The organism is Streptomyces winkii, assembly GCF_032248595.1.
In the GTDB taxonomy this organism is placed as follows: Bacteria; Actinomycetota; Actinomycetes; order Streptomycetales; family Streptomycetaceae; genus Streptomyces; species Streptomyces winkii.
Map to the genome: position 1 here is coordinate 722,741 of NZ_JASTTH010000003.1, position 23,340 is coordinate 746,080.

The following is a 23,340-nucleotide window of genomic DNA, read 5'->3' on the forward strand; positions in this document are numbered from 1 at the left end:
GCCGCGTGCGCGTCGCGTGCGCGGAGGCTCAGCCCTCGGCGAGGTGGATGCTGCCGCCCTTGACGGAGACCTTGGCCGGAGGCAGCGGCTTGGTCGCCGGGCCGCCCTTGACGCTGCCGTCGGAGATGTCGAACTTGCTGTCATGGCACGGGCAGATGATCGTGCCGCCCTTGACCTCGGAGACGGAGCAGCCCTTGTGCGTGCACGTCGCCGAGAAGGCCTTGTACTCCGACCCGCTCGGACGGGTCACGACGACCTTCTGCTCCTTGAAGACCTTGCCGCCGCCCTCCGGGATGTCGGCGGCCTTGCCGAGTTCGCCCTTGGCGCCACCGCCGCCTTCCTCGCTGCCGCCGTCGCCGCCGGCGTTCTCGTCGCTGCCGGAGCTGTCACTGCCGCCGGAGCCGCAGGCGGCGAGAGTGACGGCGGCCGAGGCGGCGCCCGCGGCGGCGAGCACGGACCTACGGGTGGTCGATGCTGACATGGAGAAGATCCTGTTCTGTTGGGACTGCACGCATTGCCTCTGCCCTGGGCATCCTGCACAGGCGCCCTTCAGCCGCGAAGGGCTTTGTCAAGAAAAAGCAATTGAGCCGAGAGCAGCCGCTCGGCCGTGACCGGGTCGCTTACGATGTGCGACTGCCCGGGCAGAGGCAGCACCGAGTGCTCCCGTCCCGCCGCCAGCAGAGCCGCCGACATGCGCAGCGTATGCGCGAAGGCCACGTTGTCGTCGGCGGTGCCGTGCACCAGCAGCAGCGGACGCCGCAGCAGATGGGCCTCCAGGACCGGCGTACAGCGGTCGTAGTTCTCCGGGTGTTCCTCCGGGTGCCCCAGGAAGCGCTCCTTCCAGTGCGTGTCGTACAGCCGCGGGTCGACGGCGGGAGCGCCCGCGACCGCCACGTGGAACGTCTCCGGGTGGCGCAGCACGGCGGCCGTGGCCAGGGCACCGGCGAACGACCAGCCCTGGATGCCGACCCGGCCGGGATCGAGATACGGGCGTGCCGCTGCGGCGGCGTGCAGGGCGTCGATCTGGTCCTCCAGTACGGGGGTGAGCTGGTCGCCCCAGACGGCCTTCTCCCACGCGGGGCCCCTTGCGGGTGTGCCCCGCCCGTCCGTCACCAGCACCGCGTAACCCTGCTCCGCGAACCACTGCGCGACGAGCGCCGGCCAGATGCGCGCCCGCACCACCAGCCGCATTCCCGGGCCGCTGTACGGGGCGAGAAGCACCGGCAGCCGGGAGGCGCCGGGGTACCCGGGCTCGTACCAACTGGGAAGGAACAGCGCGCTGTTCAGCCGCCGTTCGCCGAGTGCGAGCAGTTCCGGGCGGGGCAGGATCGACGGCTCCTCGACGAGAGTGGCGATGGTGCCGGGGGCTTCGCCGTCGCGCAGGACGCTCACGCGGGGTCCGTCCGGCGTGATGCTGTCGAGCACGGTCGTGCCGCCGCGCGCCACGGCCGAGTGCAGCCCCGGGCCGTCGCTGACGCGGACGCACCCGGTGGCCGGGGACCAGGACCACACATGCGTCTCCAGCGGGTCGTCGCTCGCCGCGAAGAGCACCGACTCCCCTTCGGTGCCGAGGACTTGGGAGACGTGCAGGCCCGGCGGCGTCACGACGCGCTCACCGACCCGCAGCCTCCGGGTGTCGTCGCTCTCCGCCGGCGTCACCAGGGCGCCCGACGCGGTGCGGCAGTACGCGCCGGGCAGGAGCTCGACCCATCTCTCGTCGCGCTGCCGTGCCAGTTCGCGCGTGGCTCCGGTGCCGGGGTCGATCGCCAGGGTCAGCACGGTGCGCTGATCGCGGCTCTGCACGGTGGCCAGGGGGCCGTGCGCGTCCCAGCCCGCCGCGGCCACGTACTCGAACGCGCCGCGGTCCCAGTCCACTTGGGTGGCCGGCCCGTCGAGCACCAGGTGGAGGGAGACGTCGGCGTTGGGCGTCCCGGCCTCCGGATAGTGCTGCGTGCGCGGCGGGGCGCCGGGGTCGGCCGGGTCGCCGAGGAAGCGGCGCCGCACGGCCGCGCAGTCGACGCGGGCCACGAGCAGCGCGCTGCCGTCGGGAGCCCACCAGTAGCCGCGGCTGCGGCCCATGGACTCATCCGAGACGTGGTCGGTCAGCCCGTAGGTCACCGTCCCTTCCTCGCTCTGTTCCGGGCCGGCGAGGCGGCGGTCGCCGCTGCCGTCCGTCCGCACGACGTGCAGCGCCCCGGCGGTGACGTACGCGATGAGCCGTCCGTCGGGGGAGGGCCGCGGATCCGCGACGGGGCCGGCCGCCGGTACGGGGAAGGGAGCGCCGTCCCGCGTGCGCACCGCCCACAGCGTGCCGCGGAGCGCGAAGACCGCCAGCTCCGCGGCGTCGTCCACGGCGAAGGCGGTCACGCCCGTGGACAGATCGCGGTCCCGCTCCTTGCGCGCCGCCTCCTCCGGGGTGACGGCGGCCCCGGGCGCGGCTTCTGTCTCCAGGGCGTCCGGATCGGCGAGCAGGCGCTCCCCGCCGGAGTCCCGTATCCACAGCCCGCCGACGGGGTCGCTGCCGCTGCGCGTGCGCAGGAACAGCACGCGCTCCCCGTCCGGTGAGAGCGCCGTGTGGCGCACCGCCCCCAGCGAGAAGCGGCGGGTGCGGGCGTACTGCCGGGGGAAGGCCGCGACGGCCTCCTCGGAGTAGGCGTGGCGGGCCCCGTCCAGGGCGCCGGACGGACGGGACGAGGCGGAAGAGCCCGAGGCGCCGGGCGGCACGGGAACACCGGAGGCGCCGGAAGGACCGGAAGGACCGAAAGGACCGGAGGGACCGGAAGCACCGGAAGGATTGGTCATGGCCGAACCATGCCACCGGCCCCGCCGCCGGGGCCCCGGTTTATTGCGCGGTGCCCTGCCCCGCGGGCGGATAGCCTGGGCCGATGCTGCGCGAAGTCACCGCGACCCGCTACGTCACCCCGCTCCGGGAGGGCGGTTCGCTGCCCGGGATCGTCGAGGCGGACGATCTCGGCACGTACGTCATGAAGTTCACCGGCGCCGGGCAGGGCCGCAAGACGCTCGTGGCGGAGGTCATCGCCGGCAGGCTCGCGCAGCGGCTCGGCCTGCGCGTCCCCGAACTCGTCCGCATCCAGCTGGATCCGGTGATCGGTCTGGGCGAGCCGGACGAAGAGGTCCAGGCGCTGCTGAAGGCGAGCGGCGGCCTCAACCTCGGCATGGACTTCCTGCCGGGCTCGCTCGGCCTCGACCCGCTGGCGTTCCGGGTGAGCGCCGCCGAGGCGGGGCGTGTCGTGTGGTTCGACGCGCTCGTCGGCAACGTCGACCGGTCCTGGCGCAACCCCAATCTGCTGGTGTGGCACGGCGACATGTGGCTCATCGACCACGGCGCGACGATGATCTGGCACCACAACTGGCCTTCCGCGCAGGCGGCTTCGGGGAAGCCGTACGACGCGTCCGATCACGTGCTCGCCCCGTTCGGCCCCGATGTGGCCGCCGCGGGCGCGGAGTTGGCGCCGCTGGTGACCGACTCGCTGCTGGCCGAGTGCGCCGACGAGGTCCCCGACGAGTGGCTCACGGACGAGCCCGGGTTCGCGGACCCCGGCGAGCTGCGCGGCGCGTATGTCGCGGCGCTCTCCTCGCGCCTTCCCGGCCTCGCCGAGCGCATCACGCTGGGCGAGCCGAGCCAGGACGGCCCCTCGAAGGCGCCGGGCTGGCTGACCGGAGGGTGGCCGCACGGGCAGCGGAGCAGGAGGAGCGCGCGGCGGTGAGCGACGAGAAGCGCGCCGGGCGCGACGTGTTCGAGTACGCGCTGCTGCGAGTGGTGCCGCGCGTCGAGCGCGGCGAGACGATGAACGCCGGAGTCGTCCTCTACTGCCGCGCCCGATCCGTCGTGATCGCCCGTACGCACCTGGACGAGGAGCGGCTGCGCGCCCTCGACCCCCGGGCGGACCTGGAGGGCGTGCGCGCGGCGCTGCACGCGGCCGAGGGCGTCTGCGACGGCGGCGACGCGGCCGGTCAGGCGGCGGGGGAGACGCCGGGCAGCCGTTTCCGCTGGCTCGTCGCTCCCCGCAGCACCGTGGTGCAGCCCGGGCCGGTGCACACGGGACTGACCTGTGACCCGGAGGCGGAGGCCGAGCGGCTGCTGGAGCTGCTGGTGCGGTGAATCTCATGTGGCGGGGCACCCGTTGACAGCCGGTGTCCGTCCTCATAGCGTCACGACTGCCACAGGTACTAAGCGGTTGCTCACCACGTAATCAGGGCGAGGAGAACAGCATGTCCACCACCGACCAGCGCGTCGCGATCGTCACCGGTGCGGCGCGGGGCATCGGCGCGGCCACCGCGGTACGGCTCGCGGCCGAGGGCCGCGCCGTAGCCGTGCTCGACCTCGACGAGTCGGCCTGCAAGGAGACCGTCGAGAAGATCACAGCCGAGGGCGGCCGCGCGATCGCCGTGGGCTGCGACGTCTCCGACTCCGCGCAGGTGGAGACCGCCGTCGCCCGGGTCGTCGACGAACTCGGGCCGCCGACGGTGCTCGTGAACAACGCGGGCGTGCTGCGGGACAACCTGCTGTTCAAGATGAGCGACGCCGACTGGGACACGGTCATGAACGTGCATCTGCGCGGCGCCTTCGTGATGTCCCGCGCCTGTCAGAAGCACATGGTCGACGCCGGGTTCGGGCGCATCGTGAACCTGTCCTCCTCCTCGGCGCTCGGCAACCGCGGGCAGGTCAACTACTCCGCGGCCAAGGCGGGGATGCAGGGCTTCACCAAGACCCTCGCCAAGGAGCTGGGCAAGTTCGGCATCACCGCGAACGCCGTCGCCCCCGGCTTCATCGTCACCGACATGACGGCCGCCACCGCGGAGCGCGTCGGCATGGACTTCGAGGAGTTCCAGACCGCGGCCGCCTCGCAGATCCCCGTACAGCGTGTCGGCAGGCCCGAGGACGTCGCGGGCGCCATCGCCTTCTTCAGCGGTGAGCAGGCCGGGTTCGTCTCCGGCCAGGTCCTGTACGTGGCCGGCGGCCCGCTCAACTGACGGGAGGGTCGCGGAAGATGGCACAGCAGAACGCAGAACCGCAGGAGAGCGGCGAGGTCGCGATCGTCACCGGCGGCAGCCGGGGCATCGGTTACGGAGTCGCCGAGGCACTGATCGCCCGCGGGCACCGGGTGTGCATCACGGGACGCAACGAGGACGCCCTCAAGGAGGCCGTCGCGTCCCTCGGCGCCGAGCGCGCCATGTACGTCGCGGGCAAGGCGCACGACGAGGAGCACCGGCGCACGGCCGTCGAGCAGGTCATGGAGGCCTACGGACGGGTCGACCACCTCGTCAACAACGCGGGCACGAACCCGGTCTTCGGGCCCATAGCCGAACTGGACCTCGGAGTGGCCCGCAAGGTCTTCGAGACCAACGTGGTCTCCGCGCTGGGCTTCGCGCAGGCCACATGGGCCGCCTGGCAGCGGGATCACGGCGGCACGATCGTGAACGTCGCCTCCATCGCCGGGATGTCGGCCTCGCCTTTCATCGGCGCGTACGGCATGAGCAAGGCGGCGATGATCAATCTCACACAGCAGCTGGCGCACGAGTTCGCGCCGGTCGTCAGGGTCAACGCGATCGCTCCGGCCGTGGTGAAGACGAAGTTCGCCGCGGCCCTCTACGAGGGGCGTGAGCAGGACGCCATCGCGCGCTACCCCATGAACCGGCTCGGAGTGCCCGAGGACATCGGCGGGGCCGCCGCCTTCCTGACATCCGCCGACTCCGCGTGGATCACGGGCCAGACTCTGGTCGTCGACGGCGGGCTCGCGCTCAACGCCGGAGTCGAGTAGGGGATAACGAAGCACCGCGCGCACTGCCGCAGAGGGGATTCCGGGTGCCGGTCCGTCGTCGGACCGGCACCCGCTGTCATCGGAATGCTCCGCGTCCTGTTGGCAATTGACGAATGGTTGACCAGTGCATGTTCCCGGGGTCGGATGCTGAGGTAGGGTCTCTCTCGCCTCTCGGCCAGCGGGTCCGCGTAGGGCACCGTTGTACTTCGTACGACGGTGAGAAACGCAATCAACGCATTTGACCGGCCGACGGCATTTCCCTTTTGCAACTGCATCGGCAGTAGTGGCCCCGCCGACTAGGAGCGCGCAGGTGTTCGACCGGAACGGATCTCTGAGGATCGCAGCGACCGTTGTCATAGCAACATCCATGGTCGCTGGGTGCAGTTCGATGTCGGGCAGCGACAGCGAGGAGAAGCGCCGCGAGATCGTCACGGGCACCACCAGCGCCCCCAGCACGCTCGATCCGGCGGCTGCCTGGGACGGATCGTGGGAACTCTACAAGAACGTCTTCCAGACGCTCCTCTCCTTCCCCAGCAGCAGTTCCTCCCCCGAGCCGGACGCGGCCAAGCGCTGCGGCTTCACCGACTCCGCGAGCCGGGTCTACCGGTGCACGCTGCGGGACGGACTGAAATTCTCCAACGGGAACCCTCTCGACTCCCGCGCCGTCAAGCACTCGGTCGACCGCGTGATGACGATCAAGGCGAAGTCGGGCCCGCTCGGGCTGATGGGAAGCCTCGACCGCGTCGAGGCTCCGGACAAGCGCACCGTCGTCTTCCATCTGAAGAAATCCGACGCGACGTTCCCGTTCATTCTCGCGACCCCGGCGACCGCGATCGTCGACCCTGAGGTCTACCCCGCGAAGAAACTGCGCAAGGGAAGCAAACTCGTGGGTTCCGGGCCGTACTCCCTGAAGTCCTACGCAAAGGGCAAGAGCGCGGAGCTGACGAGGTACAACGGCTACCGCGGTCCCGCGAAGCCCAAGAACGACGTCGTCACCATCGAGTACTTCCAGGACTCCAAGAAGATGGTGACCGCGCTGAAGGACAAGAAGATCGACGTCGCATACCGCGGCCTGACGCCGGATCAGGTCAGCGGTTTCCAGAAGGCGCAGGCGAACGGCGACCAGCAGATCGAGCTGACCGAACTCCTCGGCTCGGAGATCAGCTATCTCGTCTTCAATCCCAAGGACCCGATGGCGGGGAACGCCTCCGTGCGCAAGGCGATCGCCGAGCTGATCGACCGCAAGGCGCTCGTGCGCAACGTCTACAACCGCACGACCGACCCGCTCTACTCGATGGTCCCGGGCGGGATCACCGGCCACACGAGCGCCTACTACGACCGGTACGGCGAGCCGGACCGGGAGAAGGCGAAGAAGACGCTCACGGACGCGGGCATCAACAAGAAGGTGCCGCTGAAGCTCTGGTACACCACCGACCGCTACGGCTCCACGACGGGTGAGACGTTCGCCGAGCTCAAGCGGCAGCTGAACAAGTCCGGGCTGTTCGACGTCACTGTCGAGGGCCGTCCCTGGTCCGAGTTCGTCGAGGGCTACAGCAAGGGCAAGTACCCGGTCTTCGGCCGCGGTTGGTTCCCCGACTTCCCGGACGCCGACAACTACGTCGCCCCCTTCGTCGGCAAGAACAACGCGCTCGGCACGCCGTACGACAACCGCGAGATCACCGATCAGCTGCTCCCCAAGTCGCGCAAGGAGAGCAACCGCGCGACGGCCAGCCGCGCCTTCACCCAGGCCCAGAAGATCATCGCGAAGGACGCGAGGCTGCTGCCGCTGTGGCAGGGCAGGGTGTACGTGGCGTCGCTCAAGGACGTGGCCGGCGTCGAGTGGGTCCTCGACCCCTCCACGCTGCCGCGCCTGTGGGAGCTGCACAAGAAGTCCAGCTGGTAGACGCGCCCGCTCGCTGACGCGCCGGACGGGCCCGGCCCGGAGGGTGAGGCCCGGGGGAGTGTCGGCGCCGGCAGGTACCTTTCGTGACGGCAATGACGAGACGCGAAGCCGCCGCGGAGGTACGAGAGTTGAGCGACATGCTGGGCACGCTGCCGGAGTCCTGGGAGCAGGTCCTCGGCGAGGAGACGGGCAAGCCCTACTTCAAGGAGCTCGCCGAGTTCGTCGAGCAGGAGCGGGAGCGCGGGCCCGTGTACCCGCCGCGCGACGAGGTCTTCGCCGCGCTGCACGCCACCCCGTACGAGCGGGTGAAGGTGCTGATCCTCGGCCAGGATCCCTATCACGGGGAGGGCCAGGGCCACGGCCTGTGCTTCTCCGTGCGGCCCGGCGTCCGTACGCCGCCGTCGCTGCGCAACATCTACAAGGAGATGCGGGAGGACCTCGGCCATCCCGTTCCCGGCAGCGGCTATCTGATGCCCTGGGCCGAGCAGGGCGTGCTGCTCCTCAACGCGGTGCTCACGGTGCGGGCCGGAGAGGCCAACTCCCATAAGGGCAAGGGCTGGGAGACGTTCACGGACGCCGTGATCAAGGCCGTGTCGGCCAGGGAGACTCCGGCGGTCTTCGTGCTGTGGGGGAACTACGCGAAAAAGAAGCTCCCGCTGATCGACACCGCATGGCACACGGTGGTGCAGGGCGCGCACCCCTCGCCCCTCTCGGCGAAGAAGTTCTTCGGCTCCAGGCCCTTCAGCCGCATCGACGAGGCAGTCGCGGCCGCCGGCCACACGCCCGTCGACTGGCGCATCCCGGAGACCGGCGCACGCGCCTGAGCGCGATTGTCAGTGCCTGCGGCTAGCGTCGTCGGTGCAGGTGACAGCCGCAGACGGCGCCCGGTGAAGGAGGCTTGCGTGACCGAGCCGCAGCAGGAGACGACCCCGGACGGGATCATGGTCCGGATCGGCCAGGCGATCATGCTCCACCGCGCCGGAGACCGCGAGGAGGCCCGCAACCGCTTGGCGTTGCTGTGGTCCGAGACGACGGGCGAGGGCGACCTCTTCCACCGCTGCACCATCGCGCACTACATGGCGGACACTCAGGACGACCCGGGCGCCGAGCTGGAGTGGGACCTGCGCGCCCTGGCCGCGGCAGACGCGCTGACCGAGGAGGAGGTGGAGTGGGGGGAGCACTCCCTGGCGGTGCGCTCCCTGTATCCCTCGCTCTATCTGAACGTCGCCGCGGACCACGCCAAGCTCGGCGACAGCGGCGCCGCGCGGCGCGAACTGCGCCGCGCACAGGGCGCACTGGGCTCCCTGGCGGACGACGAGTACGGGGCGGGCATCAGGGCCGCCGTGGGGAGGCTGGAGAGCCGGCTGGGTCCGGGCTGATCTCCTGAGCCCGGACCCCGGCGGGTGGCCGGGCGGTGAGTGCGTCCTCAGACGGCTCCCCGGCCGGTCGCTCCGGCGGGGGAGCCGCCGAGCATTCCGCCCAGCAACTCGCCGAGTCCTTCCCGCAGTTGCTGCCGCGTGGGCACCTCCTCGGCGTAGGAGCCCGCCGTGCACGAGAAGAGCATGCCGTCGCACCACGCGACCAGCGACAGCGTGTGCCGTTCCGGATCGGCGGACCCGGCCTGCCTCAGCATCGCCGTCAACGGCTCCCGGAACGCGCTGGTCCCGGTGCGCACGTACATCGCGCGCAGCTCGGGCCGGCGCGTGATCTCCAGCGCCAGCTCGTAGCGCGCGATGAGGAGCGAGGGGTCCCGGGTGAGATAGCGGTGCAGTGCGAGGGCCAGCCCGTCCGCGAGCTCGTCGGCGTCCTCCCCCCTCGGCATCTCCTCGACCGAGACCACCTGCGCCTCCCGCACCGCCAGGCGCCGCACCGCCGCCTCGATCAGAGCCGCCCTCGTACGGGCGTGGTTGGAGGTGGAGCCCTGCGGGAGACCGGCCGCCTCGTCGACGGCCCGGTGGGTCAGCGCGCGCAGCCCGCGGTCGGCGACGAGGGCGATCGCGGCGTCGGCGATCATCTCGGAGCGGGCGGGAGGAGTGGAGGAACGGGGGGCGGTCATGGCAGCAAATGTACGACGCCGTGCGGACGCCGACAGGCAGGCACTACAGGCGTAGTAGACTACACATGTAGTGACCGTTGCCGGAGGTCACCCGATGCAGAAGGAGGCCGCCCATGCCGCGAGCCGAGTCCGGGCGCGATTCCGGCGCCGAGCCGGAGGCGGATGCGGGAGTGGACGCGGGAGTGGACGCGGAGCCCGGGAACCTGACCCGGCCGGAGCCTCCGGCCCAGCCCCCGCCCGGGCACGAGCCCCGGGCGCTCGTCATCGGCGCCGGCATCGGCGGACTGACCGCCGCCGTCGCGCTGCACCAGCACGGCTGGCAGGTCACCGTCCTCGAACGCGCCCCGGCCATCGAGGCCGTGGGCGCGGGCCTCGGCCTGACCCCCAACTCCCTGCGGGCGCTGGACATGATCGGCCTCGGCGACACCGTCCGGTCCATGCGCGCGTGGAACGCCGAGGGCGGGTTGCGCACCCCCTCCGGCCGGTGGCTCTCCCGTACGAGCCAGGACGCCGCGGCCGAACGGTTCGGCGGCCCGGTCGTGGCGCTGCACAGATCCACGCTCATCTCGCTGCTCCACTCCCGGCTGCCCGAGGGCGCGGTGCGCACGGGCGCGGTGGCCGAGGTCGCCGACCCCGGAGCCGCGGACCGCCCTGCGCGGGTGCGCGGCGGCGAACGGGAGTGGGAGGCCGAACTCGTCGTCGCCGCCGACGGAGTTCACTCCGCGGCGCGGCCCGCCCTCTTCCCCCACAGCCCCGCTCCCCGGTACGCGGGGTTCACCGCCTGGCGGCTCGTCATCCCGGCACCCGAAGTGGCCTACGTACCGCATGAGACCTGGGGCCGCGGCACGCTGTGGGGCACGCAGCCGCTGCACGACGGACGCATCTACGCGTACGCCGCCGCGGCCGTACCGGCGGGCGAGCGCGCGCCCGACGACGAACTCGCCGAACTCCGGCGCCGATTCGGCACATGGCACGATCCGCTGCCGGCGATCCTGGACGCCGCGGAACCGGGCGACGTCCTGCGCAACGACGTGTACCAGGCCGCCGTGCCGCTGCCCGCCTTCCACCGCGGGCGGGTGGCCCTCCTCGGCGACGCCGCCCACGCCATGAATCCGACTCTCGGCCAGGGAGGCAACCAGGCGATCGAGGACGCCGTCGTCCTGGCCCATCACGCCCACCCCCGCGCGGACGTTCCGGACGCCCTGGCCGCCTATACGCGCGACCGGCTGCCGCGTACGAGCGAGGTGGTGCGGCGTGCCGTACGGGTCGGACGGTTCGTCACCATGACCTCGGCGCCCGCTTGCGCGTTGCGGGACGCCGCGATGGCCGCCGTCAACCGGCTGGGGCCGCATCTGGCACTGCGCGCACTCGACGGCATCGCCGACTGGAGCCCGCCCGGTCACGGCGAGCCCGCCGGGCCGTCCGAAGAGCCGGAAGAGGGCGGGGAGTTCACGGGCGGACGGGGGAAGAGCGCGTCCGCGGACGGCCCGTCAGCGGCGCGCCGGGGGTGAGACCTCGGACCTGTTGCTCTTCACGCGCCTGCGACCGCTCAGCGCCCGCCCCGCCGCCACGGCGCCGAAGAGCACGAGCGCGGCCGCCGCCGCGTGCACGATCCAGTCGCCCGCGCGGACGTAGAGCGTCGTACCGGTGGCGAGCGGCACCGTGTAGACGTGCGCGGTGCTGCGGTCGGTACCGAGCCACGGGCCCGCGGGCTCGCCCCGTGGCCCGTACACCGCGCTGACGCCGGTGAGTGTGGCGTGCACCATCGGCCGCCCCGTCTCGGCGGCGCGCAGCGCGGCCAGCGAGGCGTGCTGCTCGGGTGCCCAACCGTGCTGGAACGACGACGTGGAGGACTGGGTGACGATCAACCGGGCGCCGTCGAGCGTCAGTTGGCGGCTCATGTCGGGGAAGGCGCTCTCGAAGCAGATGAGCGGCCCGAACGTCACGCCGGCGGTCCTCATCGTCACGGGACCGTCGCCGCGGATCCGGTCCTCTCCCGCCGCGCGGCCCACCGACGTGGCCCAGCCGAGGAGGGAGCGTGCGGGGACGTACTCGCCGAAGGGCACCAGGCGCGTCTTGTCATAGCGGGGCCCGACCGGGCCGCCCGGCCCGATCAGCACCGAACTCTTGTAGATGCCGGGCCGGTCGGAGCGCCGGGCGTCCACATTGACCAGGATCCGCGATCCGACCCGCGAGGAGAGCCGCGCGAGGCGCTCGCGCAGCCGCGGGTGGGCACCCAGGTCGAAGCTGACGCTGCTCTCGCCCCACACCACCAGATCCAGACGGCGCCCTTCCAGCTCGCGGGTCAGCTCCTCGCTGCGCGCCAGCCGGGCGCGCTGGCCCTTGACCACTCCGGGCTGGACGACGGCGATGCGCTGCTCGCCGTCCGCGCGGGGCACCGGGGCCCACGCCCACGCGGCGGCCACACCGCCGCCGCAGACGGCGAGCGCCACGGCTCCCGCGACGGCCGAGGGCACCACGCGGCCGCCCGTGCTGAAACGCGTCACCGCCAGAGCCACGAGCCCCGCGAGGGCCGTGTCCACGGCGACCAGGACGAAGGAGACCAGCCACACCCCGCCGGCCGACGCCAGCCGCAGCCCCGCGGTGGTCTGCCACTGGCTCGCGCCGAGCAGGCCCCAGGGCCCTCCCAAGTACTCCCAGGAACGGGCCAGTTCGACCATCAGCCAGCCCGACGGCACCAGGACGACGGCCGCCGCGAGCCGGCCCGGACCGGGCCGCCCGTACAGCAGCCGCCGCACGAGCCACCCCCACGGCGCCCACAACAGCCCCAGCAGGGCGGCCAGTATGAAGATGAAGACGTGCAGGCTCGGCAGGAGCCAGTGGTGCACCGTCAGCATGAAGGCGGCACCGCCGATCCAGCCCGTCACCGCCGCCTGACGGCCGGAGGGCGCACCCCGCACCAGCAGCAGCCACGGCACCAGCGCCACCCAGGCGAGGCCCCACAGGGACGGCGCCGGGAAGGCGAACGCGGGCAGGGCGCCCGCCGGGGCGGCCAGCACCGGGCGTACCCAGCGAGGTCTCCGTCGCGCGGCACGGGGGACACCCTCACGCCCTGGGGCCATGCCTCGCCTCCACCCTTCGTGACCGGACCGGCGACTGTGCGGAGGGCTTCCCCGGCGGAGAAGAGCGCATGCACCCGGGAGGACCGTACGGACCGGTTGTGACCTGGGGCATAGACAGCCGCCGGTGCTGTCGCAACCCTGGGCCGTTCGACAACGATGTCCCGGCCGGAGGCCCAGGTGCTACGAGCGAGACGGATCCAGACCCTGCTGGGCCTGGCCGCTGCGACGCTCTGTGCGGGTCTCGTCGGGGCCTCGCCGCCCGACGCCCCATGCGGGGGAGGGCGGATGCACGCGGGTCCGGTGACGGACCCGGCCGCGTACGTCGACCCTTTCACAGGAACCCGCGACGAAGGCAACACTTTCCCCGGGGCCGCCGTCCCCTTCGGGAAAGTGCAGCTCTCGCCCGACACCACGGGCAGCAATACGGGCTACGACTGGGACGAGGACCGCATACGCGGCTTCTCCGCCGTACACCTGTCGGGCGTGGGATGCGGCATCGGCGGTGACCTGCCGGCCATGCCGACCACCGGCGACATCAAAAGCACCGACAACAACGAGTACGCCTCCCGCTTCCGCCACGAGACCGAGAGCGCCTCGCCCGGGGCGTACAAGGTCGCCCTCGACGACTACGGCGGCACCACGGCCGAACTCACCGCGGGCACGCACACGGGCCACCAGCGCTACACCTTCCCCCGGACCGGCAAGGCCAACGTCCTGCTCAACTCCGGTCAGGCGCTGCACAAGGTGACCGGCAGCAGCGTGCGCGTCCTCGACGACCGCACCATCGCCACGGAGGTCACCGGAAGCGGCTTCTGCCAGGGGACCGAGCCCTACACCGTGTGGGCCGTCACGCGCTTCGACCGGCCCTTCGACTCCCACGGCACGTGGGACGGCGAGCAGATCACCGAGGGCGGCGACTCCTCGGCCGGCGGCGGGAGGCGCGGCGCGTACGCCCGGTTCGACACCCGCGACGGCGACCGCGACGTCGAGGCGGTGACGGCCCTGTCGTACGTCGACGCCGAGGGCGCCGCCCGCAATCTCGACGCGGCGGACGGCCGTTCCTTCGACGAGACGCGCGACGCCGCGCGCCGGGCCTGGCAGGAGCGGCTCCGCAGGGTCGAGGTCTCCGGCGGCAGCGAGGATCGTCTCCGCGTCTTCTACTCGTCCCTGTACCGGGCGCTGCTGCACCCCAACACCGGGGAGGACGTGGACCGGCGCTACCGGGGCTGGGATCAGCGGGTCCACCGCGCGAAGGGTCACACCTACTACCAGAACTGGTCATTGTGGGACACCTATCGCACGCAGGCGCAGCTGCTCTCGCTGGTCGCGCCCCGCGAGTCCCGTGACATGGCGCTCTCGCTGCTGGACGTCGACGAGCAGGGCGGCTGGCTGCCGCGATGGGGGTACGCGACGCGGGAGACGAACATCATGGCCGGCGACCCGGTCACGCCCTTCCTCGCCAACGCCTATCAGCAGGGCCTGCTGAAGGGGAACGAAGAGCGGGCGTACCGGGCGCTGAAGAAGAACGCCGACGGCGTACCTCCCGCCGATTCCCCCTATTTGGGGCGCATGGCCAACAAGGAGTACATCGAGGACGGATACATCCCGTACGACCCGGAGAGGAAACGCCCCAAACCAGGCAGTCCGGACTTCACGCACAGCGGCTCCGCCACCCTCGAGTACGCCGTCGCCGACGCCGCACTCGCCGGAATGGCGCGTGACCTCGGCCACACCGCGGACGCCGGCCGCTACGCGGAACGCTCCCGCAATTACCGCAACATCCTCGACCCCGGTACCGGATCGTTCCGCGCCCGGCAGGCGGACGGCACCTTCGCCCCGGTCACCGGCCGCGCCGGGAACGAAGGGTTCCACGAGGGGACGCCGTCGCAGTACATGTGGATGGTGCCGCAGGACGTGCCGGGTCTGGTGTCGCGTCTCGGAGGGCGCGGGGCCGCCGAGCGGCGCCTGGACGACTTCTTCGACTACGACCGGCTGGCCGAGGACCCGCGGACGCCGGCGAGCGCCGAGTGGGTCGACGGCCCGTACGACTACTACACGTCCGACAACTACAACCCGCAGAACGAGCACGACCTCATCGCCCCGTACACCTACCTCTCGACCGGTTCGCCCTGGAAGACCACGGACGTCGTCGACGCGGCACTGTGCCGCTTCACCGACGCCCCGGACGGCGTCACCGGCAACGACGACCTGGGCACGATGTCGTCCTGGATGGTGCTCTCGGCAATGGGAGTCTTCCCGGTCGCCCCCGGCGCGGACACCTGGGGGCTCAGCGCGCCCGCCTTCGACCGCGTGGAGCTCACCCTCGACCGCGAGTGGTATCCGCGGGGCCGCTTCACCATCCGCGCGCCGCGCGGGGACGACACCGACCGCTACATCCGCTCGGTGTCGGCCGGCGGTTCGCAGATCTCCCGTACCTGGATCAGCACGGACGACATACGGCGCGGCGGCTCGCTGGACTTCCGGCTCGGCTCCGAGCCCTCGCGGTGGGGCACCGGCGCGCAGGACGCCCCGCCGCCGCTCGGCGGGACCGGCGGAGACGGACGCGACCGTTGACCCGGCGGTGGGCCGCACACCAAGATCGTCGTTGACCCGGGGGCGCCGCCGACGAGAGCAGCACCAGGGAGTGAGCATGAGCAGCAACGACGCAGCCGCCCGCCGCAGTTCGGCCTGGTTCGCGGCAGAGGGCCGCAACGGCTTCATCCACCGCTCGTGGATGCGCAACCAGGGATTCGGGCCCGAGGTCTTCGACGGCAGGCCCGTCATCGGCATCGGGAACAGCTGGTCCGAACTCACCCCCTGCAACGCCCACTTGCGCGAGGTGGCGGACGCCGTGAAGCGCGGCGTGTGGGAAGCAGGCGGGCTGCCGCTGGAGTTCCCGGCCATGTCGCTGGGCGAACCACTGATGCGGCCCACCACCATGCTCTACCGCAACCTGATGGCCATGGAGGTCGAGGAGACCCTGCGGGCGAATCCCCTCGACGGCGTCGTGCTGCTCTCCGGCTGCGACAAGACGACGCCCGCCATGCTCATGGGCGCGGCGAGCGTCGACATCCCCTCGATCATGGTCACCGGCGGACCGATGCTCAACGGCAAGTTCCGCGGCAGGGACATCGGTTCGGGCACCGCGGTGTGGAAGCTCAGCGAGGAGATGCGCGCCGGAAAGATCACCGAGGCGGACTTCCGCGAGGCCGAGGGCTGCATGTCGCGCAGCCGCGGCCACTGCATGACGATGGGCACCGCCTCGACGATGGCGTGCATGGCCGAGAGCCTCGGCATGCAGATGTCCGGCGGCGCGGCCATCCCCGCCGTCGACGCGCGGCGGTACGCGCTGGCGCAGGCGTCGGGACGGCAGGCCGTCCGGCTCGTGGAGGAGGATCTGCGGCCCTCGCAGGTGCTCACGCGCGAGGCGTTCGAGAACGCGATCCGGGTGAACGCGGCGCTCGGAGGCTCGACGAACGCCGTCGTCCATCTGCTGGCGCTGGCCGGACGGGTCGGAGTGCCCCTGGAACTCGGGGAGTTCGACGAACTGACCGCCGAAGTCCCGGTGCTCGCCGACATGATGCCCTCGGGCCGCTTCCTGATGGAGGACTTCTACTACGCGGGCGGCCTGCCCGTCGTCATGCGTGAACTGGGCGCACTTTTGCACCAGGAGCCCGTCACCGTCTCCGGACGGGCCATCGGTGAGGAGATCGCCGGCGCGGAGTGCTTCAACCGCGAGGTCATACGCACCGTTTCGGAGCCGTTCATGCCGGCCGGAGCGGGGACCGCGGTGCTCTACGGCAGCCTGTGCCCCGACGGCGCGGTGCTCAAGGTCTCCGCGGCCGACCCCGGACTGCTCACCCACCGCGGGCGCGCGCTCGTCTTCGACCGCATCGAGGACTACACGGCGGCGGCCGACGACCCCGAACTGCCGGTCGACGCCTCCACCGTCATCGTGGTGCGCAACGCGGGCCCCAAGGGGTATCCCGGCTTCCCCGAGGTGGGGAACGTACCGGTGCCGAAAGTGCTGCTGGAGGCCGGGATCGAGGACGTCGTACGCGTCAGCGATGCGCGGATGAGCGGCACCGGGTACGGCACGTGCGTCCTGCACGTCGCTCCCGAGGCGGCGGTGGGCGGCCCGCTCTCGCTCGTACGGACGGGAGACACCGTCGAACTGGACGTTCCCGGGCGGCGGCTGGACCTGTGCGTCGACGAGGCCGAACTGGCCGCGCGCGCCGAGGCGGAGGCGGCGGCGTCGTCCGCGGACGGCAGCGGCAGCGGCGCTGGTACGGACGGGGGCGGGCCCGGCGGAGCCCGGCGCGGCTGGGCGAAGCTGTACACCGACCACGTCATGCAGGCCGACCGCGGCGCCGATCTGGACTTCCTGACCGGCGGCAGCGGGAGCGAGGTGCCGCGCCACTCGCACTGAGACGCCGGGGACGCCGGGTGGGCGGCAACGCGCCGCCCACCGCGGTCACTTGGGCGGCGCGGTCACCGGCTTGTCGTTCTTCAGCTGATCGAACAGCTTGTTCGCCTGCACCGTGTTCCAGCGCAGCGCACTGCCCTTCGGCGTCGAAATGCCGCCCGCCGTAGGCACGTTGACCTGCTGCCCGCCGCCCTTCGTGACGCCCTGGACGGAGCGGAACATGGTCGTGAGCGCGTGCATGCTCATGTTCTGGTCGACGACGAGCGTGTCCAGACCGGCGCTGAGCGCCGGGTACATGTCGGACGGGTTGAGCATCGTGCGCGGCGAAGTCGCCTTCCGGGCAAGGGCGGAGAGGAACTTCTGCTGGTTCTGCGTACGCCCGAGGTCTCCCTGCGCCTCCTGGTGGCGCTGGCGCACGAAGGCGAGGGCCTGCGCCCCGCTGAGCGTCTGGCAGCCCTTGCGCAGATCGGCGCCGGAGTCGTCGTCCTTGATGTCCCGCTCGATGCACATCGGAACGCCGCCGACCGCGTCGACGATGTTGACGAACCCCGCGAACCCGATCTCCGCGTAATGGTCGATGCGCAGGCCGGTGTTGTGCTCGATGGTGGCGATCAGCAACTCCGGACCGCCCAGCGAGAAGGCGGCGTTGAGCTTGTTCTTCGCGGGTTCGGAGCGCTTGCCGGTGGAGGGGCGCTTGTACCCCGGGATCGTCACCCACGAGTCGCGCGGGAGGCTCATCATCGTCGTGCCGTGCGCGCCCTTGTGCATGAGGATCATCGAGTCGGTGCGGCGGCCCCCGAACACACCGGTGTGCAGCTGCTTCCTGTCCGCGGCGGACAGGCCCTCGCGGCTGTCGGACCCGACGATGAGGTAGTTGGTGCCCTTGCCGGGGGCCGGGCGGCCGCTGAACTTGTCGAGGTTCACGTCGCGTTGGAGCTTCGTCTCGGCCCACGCGAAGGTACCGCCGGAGCCGACGAGGATCGTCGCGAGCAGCACGATGGCCGCTCGCCGCATCGGCCTCCGGCGCTTGGGGCGGCGCGGTGCGCGCGGGGGAGTGGGACCGAAGCGGGCGTTGTTCTCGCGGGCGGCGGGAGGCCCGCCCCCCATGCCGCCGGCAGGTCCGCCGGGGCCTCCGGGGCCGCCTGGCCCCCCGGGCCCGACCGGCCCACCGGGCCCGCCCGGTCTGCCGGGGTGCGGCCGCTGCCCCGCTCCCGGGGCGGGCACCGGGTTCTGGACGGGAGGGGCGGCCTGACGTCCCGCCGGCTCCGTCCGCGATCCGGCCACCTCGCCCCTGATCGTCTCCCGGGTCTCCCACGAGGGGCGCAGCGGCACGTCCGAATCCCCGTGACGCGACGGGCCCCTCACGTTCACCGGGTCCGAGACGGCCCAGCCCTGGCCGGTGCCGCTCCACCCGTGAACGCTCGCGCCCCCGGGCCCGTAGTGCCTCCACTCGCCGGCCAGTTCGGCGGTATGGCCCGGAGAATCCCCCTGATACGCGCCAGGCGTCTCACCCTCGGCCCACTGGTCAAGTGGGTCCTTCATGGTCCGACTCTCCCTCGGTCACGTCGATTCGGTCAGGTGCGGTCGTTCACTTGGACATCAGACTCTTGCGCTGTACGGGCTCGCTGAGCAGGTACTCGTCGGCCGTGCCGGTACGGCGCATGCGCTGCCACTTGAGGCGGTTGCCGAGCATGGCGGTCACCACGGACTGGATGATCACCAGATACAGCAACTGCCGGTAGACGAACAGCTGGAGCGGCAACGCCCACAGCTCGCGCATCCGTTCGTTGTCCAGCTTCAGCGCGTACGCGGCCGTGACCATCTGGACGGTCATGAAGCCGAGCCAGACTCCCACGGCCTGCGCCGGGTCGCGGAAAAAGACTCCGTACAGGAAGAAAACGTCGACGACCGGCGCGAACAGAGGCAGGGCGATCTGGAACAGCGCCAGATAACTGAGCCCCCTGCGCCCGAAGCGCCCGGCCGGGCCGACCTCCAGTACGGCGCGCCGGTGCTTCCACATCGACTGGAGCGTGCCGTAGCACCAGCGGTAGCGCTGCCGCCACAACTGCCCCAGGCTCGCCGGGACTTCGGTCCAGGCGATCGCGGACTCCTCGTAGACGACGCGCCATCCCGCCCGCCACAGCGCCATCGTCAGGTCGGTGTCCTCGGCCAGGGTGTCGTCGCTCACGCCGCCGATGCCCATCAGGGCGTCGCGGCGGAAGGCACCGATGGCGCCCGGCACGGTCGGCATGCACTCCAGGACCTCGAACATCCGCCGGTCCAGGTTGAACCCGAAGACGTACTCCAGGTGCTGCCATCTGCCCAGCAGCCTGGTCCTGTTGCCGACCTTGGTGTTGCCGCTCACCGCGCCGATCGCGGGATGCGCGAGCGGCTGGATGAGGCGGTAGAGCGCGTCGGGCTCGAAGACGGTGTCCGCGTCGACCATCACGACGATGTCGTGACGCGCGTAGCCCAGACCGGTGTTGAGCGCTCCGGGCTTCCCCGCGTTGGGCTGCCGTACGACCGTCACGCGCGGGTCGCGCACGCCCTCGGCGATCTGAGCGGTCCGGTCCGTGGACCCGTCGTCGACGACGACGACCTGGAGGTAGGGGTGCGTCGAGGCGAGCAGCGAGCGGATCGTGGCCTCGATCCCGGCCTCTTCGTTGTGCGCGGGAACCAGCACCGTGACCGGTTCGGTCACCTCCCGCAGCCAGGGCGAGCCCGGACGGAACCTCTGGAGGCGCCGCATGTGGACCCGGGCGAAGAGGACGAGCATCAGCAGCCGCAGCACGCCGAGACCTCCGGCGATGCCCAGGGCCCAGGCCATCGCGCTGGTGAAGAAGCTGCCCAGGGTCCGCGCCCATATCAGCCCCTCACCCCGCAGCCGCTCGTCCGCGGTCACCGTCGTCATCGAGGACTGCTGCCCCAACCCCCCTGTGACGGTGGTGAACTTGTCCACGTTCCGGTTGCCCAGCAATTGCTCAGCTTCGTGATAACCGAGATCCGTGTGACTGAACTGCCGTATCACTCCCTGCGAGGGCTTGCGGGACTTGTGGTCGGTGGCGACGAGGAGATAGCCCTGCTCGGCACTGCGCTGTGCCGCGGTCCACTCCTTTCCGCACATCGTGTCCGCCGCCTTGGTGTGGGGGAGGCGCAGCAGACTCGTGTTCACCCCCGCCGTGCCGGCGAGCGCGGTCTGGGTGAGCGAGAGCTCCAGCTGGGAGCGGATGGGCGAGGCGATGCCGAGGTCGCCGCCCGTGTACGTGTACGACCCGATCTCGTGGCCCTCGGCGCGGATGCGCCGGACCAGTTCGGGATGGCGGGTCGCCTGCGATCCGTAGACGAAGAACGTGGCCTTGGCGTGGTGATCGCGCAAGAGGTCGAGGATGCGCGGTGTCCACGCCGGGTCCGGCCCGCCGTTGAACGTGAGTGCGGCGGTGCGGGCCGGCATCGAGGCCGTCTGCACCTTGTCGCCGTCGAGGCGCAGAACCGGGTCCCCGTTGTCGGCGGCACGGGGAATCGGGGTGTTGCAGGGGGCTTTGCTGCGTGCGGCGTCGACCTCGTGGTTGGTCCAGCCCTCGAAGAGCAGGGCCGCTGTGACCACGGGGAGGAAGAGCACCAGCAGCAGCCAGTGCCCGCGCGGGTCGCGTCGCAGCGCGTGCCGGCTCACCTGGACGAGCCGCCGGGACGGGCCGAGGTGGCAGGCGTGGGGGTGGTCTGTTGAGGCTCGTGGCCGGTGTAGGGGGTGGGGGGTGTGGTCTTGCCGCCGGGCTTGGTCGAACCCGGGGGATTGTGGGGGGAGGGGTTGTGGGGGGAGGACGAATTGTGGGGGGAGGCTGAGCGGGCCGGGAAATGCGCACCCGCCGGTACATCGGAGTCGTCCTGTGAAGAGCTGCTCGGCAGCGGCTCGTCCATACGCGGGGGCTGATTCCCCGACGGCTGGTGCACGCCACCGAACACAGCTACGAAGAGCGCCATGTACCCGGTGCAGGCGCACCCGACCGTCACTGCCGCATATCGGACGAGACGTCTCCGCCGACCTGAACTGGCAATGAATATCGGGTGATTCTCGTCTGCACGCCTCCGCCGGCTGTGGTTCATGGATCGCATGGGGCGTGAGTGTAGCCAGCCGAGAACACGAGCGACGCGGAAAGATTCAGTAATCCATCTGTGAACTGTGTCGCCCTGGTCGGGGGGTCGCTGAGAAGTCTTCTGAATCGCATGGTCCACCACTCTTGATCGGGCTGGTCGGTTCCCCCCGGTCCCCTCACGGCATGATGCCGCTTTTGAGCTGCCGTGTGCTGGGGTGCGGAACGAAGGGCTTGTCCTGACCGCAGCGACAAGCTGAGGACAGGTGGCGCGGAAATCCGCCCCGGCACACCGCGGCGACTTTACGAACGGGCTCTCCGTGTCGGTTTCCGGTGTCCGGGGGAGCAGCCCGAGATGCCGAAGAACCCCTGTTCAGAGGCGAATTGAGCGCACCGGGCGGGTAGTCGGACCGAGGCCGTGCGGACCGCGGAAGCGCATACGGATGCCATCCCGTTCTGCCCTTTTCATGGTGACTTGACAGGTGGTCGCCTCGACGTGAATCGGCCGCACCGCCCCAGGACTTTGGCTTGAAGCGATCGGTCTATACCGGCGGGTCACCCCCACCATGTATTGCTGCGAGTCCGGCCCGAATTCCACAAGGAACTTGCGAATACCTGGCGTAACCCTTCTTGCGGAAAAGAGCTTTTCTTTCCCTCATTCGGAGACGAATTCTATGAGCCCGAATGAAGGGGAGGCATCCACTGAAACACGACATTCGGCACGCGGTCGGCGCCGCCCGTCACCGGACGCAGCGAATATGAACTCAGTGTGAAGATCCTGTGCCCGCAGTGTTGCGCGCAGGCCGTCAGCGACCCCGGTACATGAATGCCCCGGCGACCGCGGAACGGCCGCCGGAATTCCGGGTGTTCAGCGGCGCGACGCGGGCGTTCGCATGTGCGGCCGCACGGGAGGCATCCGGTCCACGGCCTGATGCACCGCGCCGGACAGCCGTCCGGGAGCGCGGATGACCACCGGGCCGGGCCCCTCGACGGGAACCTGCGGACGTCTGGACCGTCTCAGCCTGTGCCCGGCGCTGTCGGCCGACAGCACGAGCAGCCCCCAGGCGGTCACGGCGCCGGCGATCAGCGCCCCCACGGCGCCCGGCGTCCCGAACCGGAACCCCTCGCCGAGCATGATGATGCCGACGGCGGCCGCGAACGCCGGATTGACCACCGTCATCGTCGCCAGCGGCGCGGCCAGCCCGCCGCCCCGGTACGAGGCCTGCGAGGCCGCCAGCCCGCCCGCCGCCAGCACGCCGATCAGCGCCAGCAGGGGCGCGGTGGCGAGGAAGCCCGGGAGGGAGGCGTGCCAGGTGTCGGCGACCGTCTTGATGAATACCGACGCGGCGCCGTAGGCCACGCCCGCCGCCGCCGCGAGCGTGACGGACCGTAGCATCCGTACCCGGCGTCCCACGGTCGTCGCGGTCACCAGCAGCAGCGCGAGCGCGCAGGCCACCGCCAGCGCCAGGGCGAACTGCTCGGCCCCGCCGAGACCGCGTACAGGCGTGGATCCGGTGAGCACGAGGAGCACGGCCAGGCCGCCCGAGACGATGACGATGCCGTGCCACGCCGCGGCGCTGACCGGACGTCGTACCAGTACGGCGGCGAGAGGCGCCGCCAGCACCAGCGTGAGGACCCCGAGCGGCTGCACGACGGTGAGAGGCCCCAGCCCCAGCGCCCCCACGTGCAGAAGCGCGCCCAGGCTGTTCAGCGCGACCGCTCCCCACCAGCGGGGCGAGCGCAGCAGCCCGTACCGGCTGGGCGGTGTCGTCGCCGCGATGCGTTCCTGGACGATGGCTGCGGTGGCGTAGCAGACGGCCGACACCACCGACAGGAGCACCGCTGCCAGAAGGGCACTCACGGACGATCCAGGCGGAATGTCCACATCCGGTTCATACCGTCAACGATGCCTCGTGTTCCGCGCGCTGTCCTCGTCCGGCGGGTGAGTCCTGCCGTACGGCCTCAGGAGTACACACGCGGACTCATGTGCACCGCAGGGCT

The 23,340-nt window shown here is 71.3% G+C and carries 17 protein-coding genes; 10 read left to right on the forward strand and 7 right to left on the reverse strand.

Annotated elements, in window-relative coordinates:
• Window positions 1-28: 28 nt before the first annotated feature.
• Window positions 29-481, reverse strand: coding sequence for a Rieske (2Fe-2S) protein (locus QQM67_RS11655; protein ID WP_314173620.1), 453 nt, complete (start codon window positions 479-481; stop codon window positions 29-31).
• Between the two features lie 68 nt (window positions 482-549).
• Complete coding sequence (locus QQM67_RS11660; RefSeq protein ID WP_314173621.1) at window positions 550-2,802, reverse strand: S9 family peptidase; 2,253 nt, start codon at window positions 2,800-2,802, stop codon at window positions 550-552.
• A gap of 83 nt (window positions 2,803-2,885) precedes the next feature.
• Between QQM67_RS11660 and QQM67_RS11665 the strand changes: the two genes are divergently transcribed.
• From QQM67_RS11665 to QQM67_RS11695, 7 genes are all read left to right on the forward strand, one after another.
• Window positions 2,886-3,728 carry a HipA family kinase gene (locus tag QQM67_RS11665; protein ID WP_314173622.1) on the forward strand — a complete coding sequence of 281 codons (843 nt, stop codon included), beginning with the start codon at window positions 2,886-2,888 and terminating at the stop codon, window positions 3,726-3,728.
• The gene (locus QQM67_RS11670) at window positions 3,725-4,123 is read left to right on the forward strand and encodes a DUF3037 domain-containing protein (RefSeq protein ID WP_314173623.1); all 399 of its coding nucleotides are present in this window, start codon (window positions 3,725-3,727) and stop codon (window positions 4,121-4,123) included. Before QQM67_RS11665 ends, QQM67_RS11670 begins: the two co-directional genes overlap by 4 nt.
• Before the next feature lie 110 nt (window positions 4,124-4,233).
• Entirely contained in the window at window positions 4,234-4,995 is a 762-nt protein-coding gene (gene fabG / locus QQM67_RS11675; protein ID WP_314173624.1) for a 3-oxoacyl-ACP reductase FabG, read from the forward strand.
• Window positions 4,996-5,012: 17 nt separating this feature from the next.
• A complete protein-coding gene (locus QQM67_RS11680; protein WP_314173625.1) occupies window positions 5,013-5,783 on the forward strand; it encodes an SDR family oxidoreductase in 771 nt (256 codons plus the stop codon).
• 310 nt (window positions 5,784-6,093) lie between these two features.
• A complete protein-coding gene (locus QQM67_RS11685; RefSeq protein WP_314173626.1) occupies window positions 6,094-7,686 on the forward strand; it encodes an ABC transporter substrate-binding protein in 1,593 nt (530 codons plus the stop codon).
• Between the two features lie 137 nt (window positions 7,687-7,823).
• On the forward strand, window positions 7,824-8,510 hold the full coding sequence (locus QQM67_RS11690) for a uracil-DNA glycosylase (RefSeq protein ID WP_314173783.1): 687 nt from the start codon (window positions 7,824-7,826) through the stop codon (window positions 8,508-8,510).
• Between the two features lie 78 nt (window positions 8,511-8,588).
• A complete protein-coding gene (locus QQM67_RS11695; RefSeq protein ID WP_399066257.1) occupies window positions 8,589-9,065 on the forward strand; it encodes a hypothetical protein in 477 nt (158 codons plus the stop codon).
• A gap of 47 nt (window positions 9,066-9,112) precedes the next feature.
• On the opposite strand, the gene QQM67_RS11700 is transcribed toward QQM67_RS11695, so the two are convergent.
• Window positions 9,113-9,742, reverse strand: a complete 630-nt coding sequence (locus QQM67_RS11700; RefSeq protein WP_314173627.1) for a TetR/AcrR family transcriptional regulator — start codon at window positions 9,740-9,742, stop codon at window positions 9,113-9,115.
• A gap of 113 nt (window positions 9,743-9,855) precedes the next feature.
• Between QQM67_RS11700 and QQM67_RS11705 the strand changes: the two genes are divergently transcribed.
• Window positions 9,856-11,253, forward strand: coding sequence for an FAD-dependent monooxygenase (locus QQM67_RS11705; protein ID WP_314173628.1), 1,398 nt, complete (start codon window positions 9,856-9,858; stop codon window positions 11,251-11,253).
• Here the strand turns inward: QQM67_RS11705 and lnt are convergent.
• Window positions 11,233-12,825, reverse strand: a complete 1,593-nt coding sequence (gene lnt / locus QQM67_RS11710) for an apolipoprotein N-acyltransferase (protein ID WP_314173629.1) — start codon at window positions 12,823-12,825, stop codon at window positions 11,233-11,235. The genes QQM67_RS11705 and lnt overlap by 21 nt on opposite strands.
• 156 nt (window positions 12,826-12,981) lie before the next feature.
• On the opposite strand from lnt, the gene QQM67_RS11715 reads away from it, so the two are divergent.
• Both QQM67_RS11715 and QQM67_RS11720 read left to right on the forward strand, forming a co-directional pair.
• Window positions 12,982-15,399: a GH92 family glycosyl hydrolase gene (locus QQM67_RS11715; protein ID WP_399066261.1), complete on the forward strand. Its 2,418-nt coding sequence runs from the start codon at window positions 12,982-12,984 to the stop codon at window positions 15,397-15,399.
• Window positions 15,400-15,475: 76 nt separating this feature from the next.
• Window positions 15,476-17,254, forward strand: coding sequence for an IlvD/Edd family dehydratase (locus QQM67_RS11720; protein ID WP_314173631.1), 1,779 nt, complete (start codon window positions 15,476-15,478; stop codon window positions 17,252-17,254).
• Window positions 17,255-17,299: 45 nt separating this feature from the next.
• On the opposite strand, the gene QQM67_RS11725 is transcribed toward QQM67_RS11720, so the two are convergent.
• The 3 genes from QQM67_RS11725 to QQM67_RS11735 form a co-directional block, all read right to left on the reverse strand.
• Complete coding sequence (locus QQM67_RS11725; protein ID WP_314173632.1) at window positions 17,300-18,265, reverse strand: LCP family protein; 966 nt, start codon at window positions 18,263-18,265, stop codon at window positions 17,300-17,302.
• Between the two features lie 574 nt (window positions 18,266-18,839).
• Window positions 18,840-20,921 (reverse strand): bifunctional polysaccharide deacetylase/glycosyltransferase family 2 protein, encoded by a 2,082-nt coding sequence (locus QQM67_RS11730; RefSeq protein ID WP_314173633.1) that lies wholly within the window; start codon window positions 20,919-20,921, stop codon window positions 18,840-18,842.
• A gap of 1,286 nt (window positions 20,922-22,207) precedes the next feature.
• Window positions 22,208-23,200: a DMT family transporter gene (locus tag QQM67_RS11735; RefSeq protein ID WP_314173634.1), complete on the reverse strand. Its 993-nt coding sequence runs from the start codon at window positions 23,198-23,200 to the stop codon at window positions 22,208-22,210.
• Window positions 23,201-23,340: the final 140 nt, after the last annotated feature.

Coding starts and splice junctions, on each gene's coding strand:
- QQM67_RS11720 (WP_314173631.1), top strand. CDS start 15,476: ATGAGCAGCAACGACGCAGCCGCCCGCCGCAGTTCGGCCTGGTTCGCG.
- QQM67_RS11690 (WP_314173783.1), top strand. CDS start 7,824: ATGCTGGGCACGCTGCCGGAGTCCTGGGAGCAGGTCCTCGGCGAGGAG.
- QQM67_RS11655 (WP_314173620.1), bottom strand. CDS start 481: ATGTCAGCATCGACCACCCGTAGGTCCGTGCTCGCCGCCGCGGGCGCC.
- QQM67_RS11665 (WP_314173622.1), top strand. CDS start 2,886: ATGCTGCGCGAAGTCACCGCGACCCGCTACGTCACCCCGCTCCGGGAG.
- QQM67_RS11700 (WP_314173627.1), bottom strand. CDS start 9,742: ATGACCGCCCCCCGTTCCTCCACTCCTCCCGCCCGCTCCGAGATGATC.
- QQM67_RS11660 (WP_314173621.1), bottom strand. CDS start 2,802: ATGACCAATCCTTCCGGTGCTTCCGGTCCCTCCGGTCCTTTCGGTCCT.
- QQM67_RS11725 (WP_314173632.1), bottom strand. CDS start 18,265: ATGCGGCGAGCGGCCATCGTGCTGCTCGCGACGATCCTCGTCGGCTCC.
- QQM67_RS11715 (WP_399066261.1), top strand. CDS start 12,982: ATGTCCCGGCCGGAGGCCCAGGTGCTACGAGCGAGACGGATCCAGACC.
- fabG (WP_314173624.1), top strand. CDS start 4,234: ATGTCCACCACCGACCAGCGCGTCGCGATCGTCACCGGTGCGGCGCGG.
- QQM67_RS11680 (WP_314173625.1), top strand. CDS start 5,013: ATGGCACAGCAGAACGCAGAACCGCAGGAGAGCGGCGAGGTCGCGATC.
- lnt (WP_314173629.1), bottom strand. CDS start 12,825: ATGGCCCCAGGGCGTGAGGGTGTCCCCCGTGCCGCGCGACGGAGACCT.
- QQM67_RS11705 (WP_314173628.1), top strand. CDS start 9,856: ATGCCGCGAGCCGAGTCCGGGCGCGATTCCGGCGCCGAGCCGGAGGCG.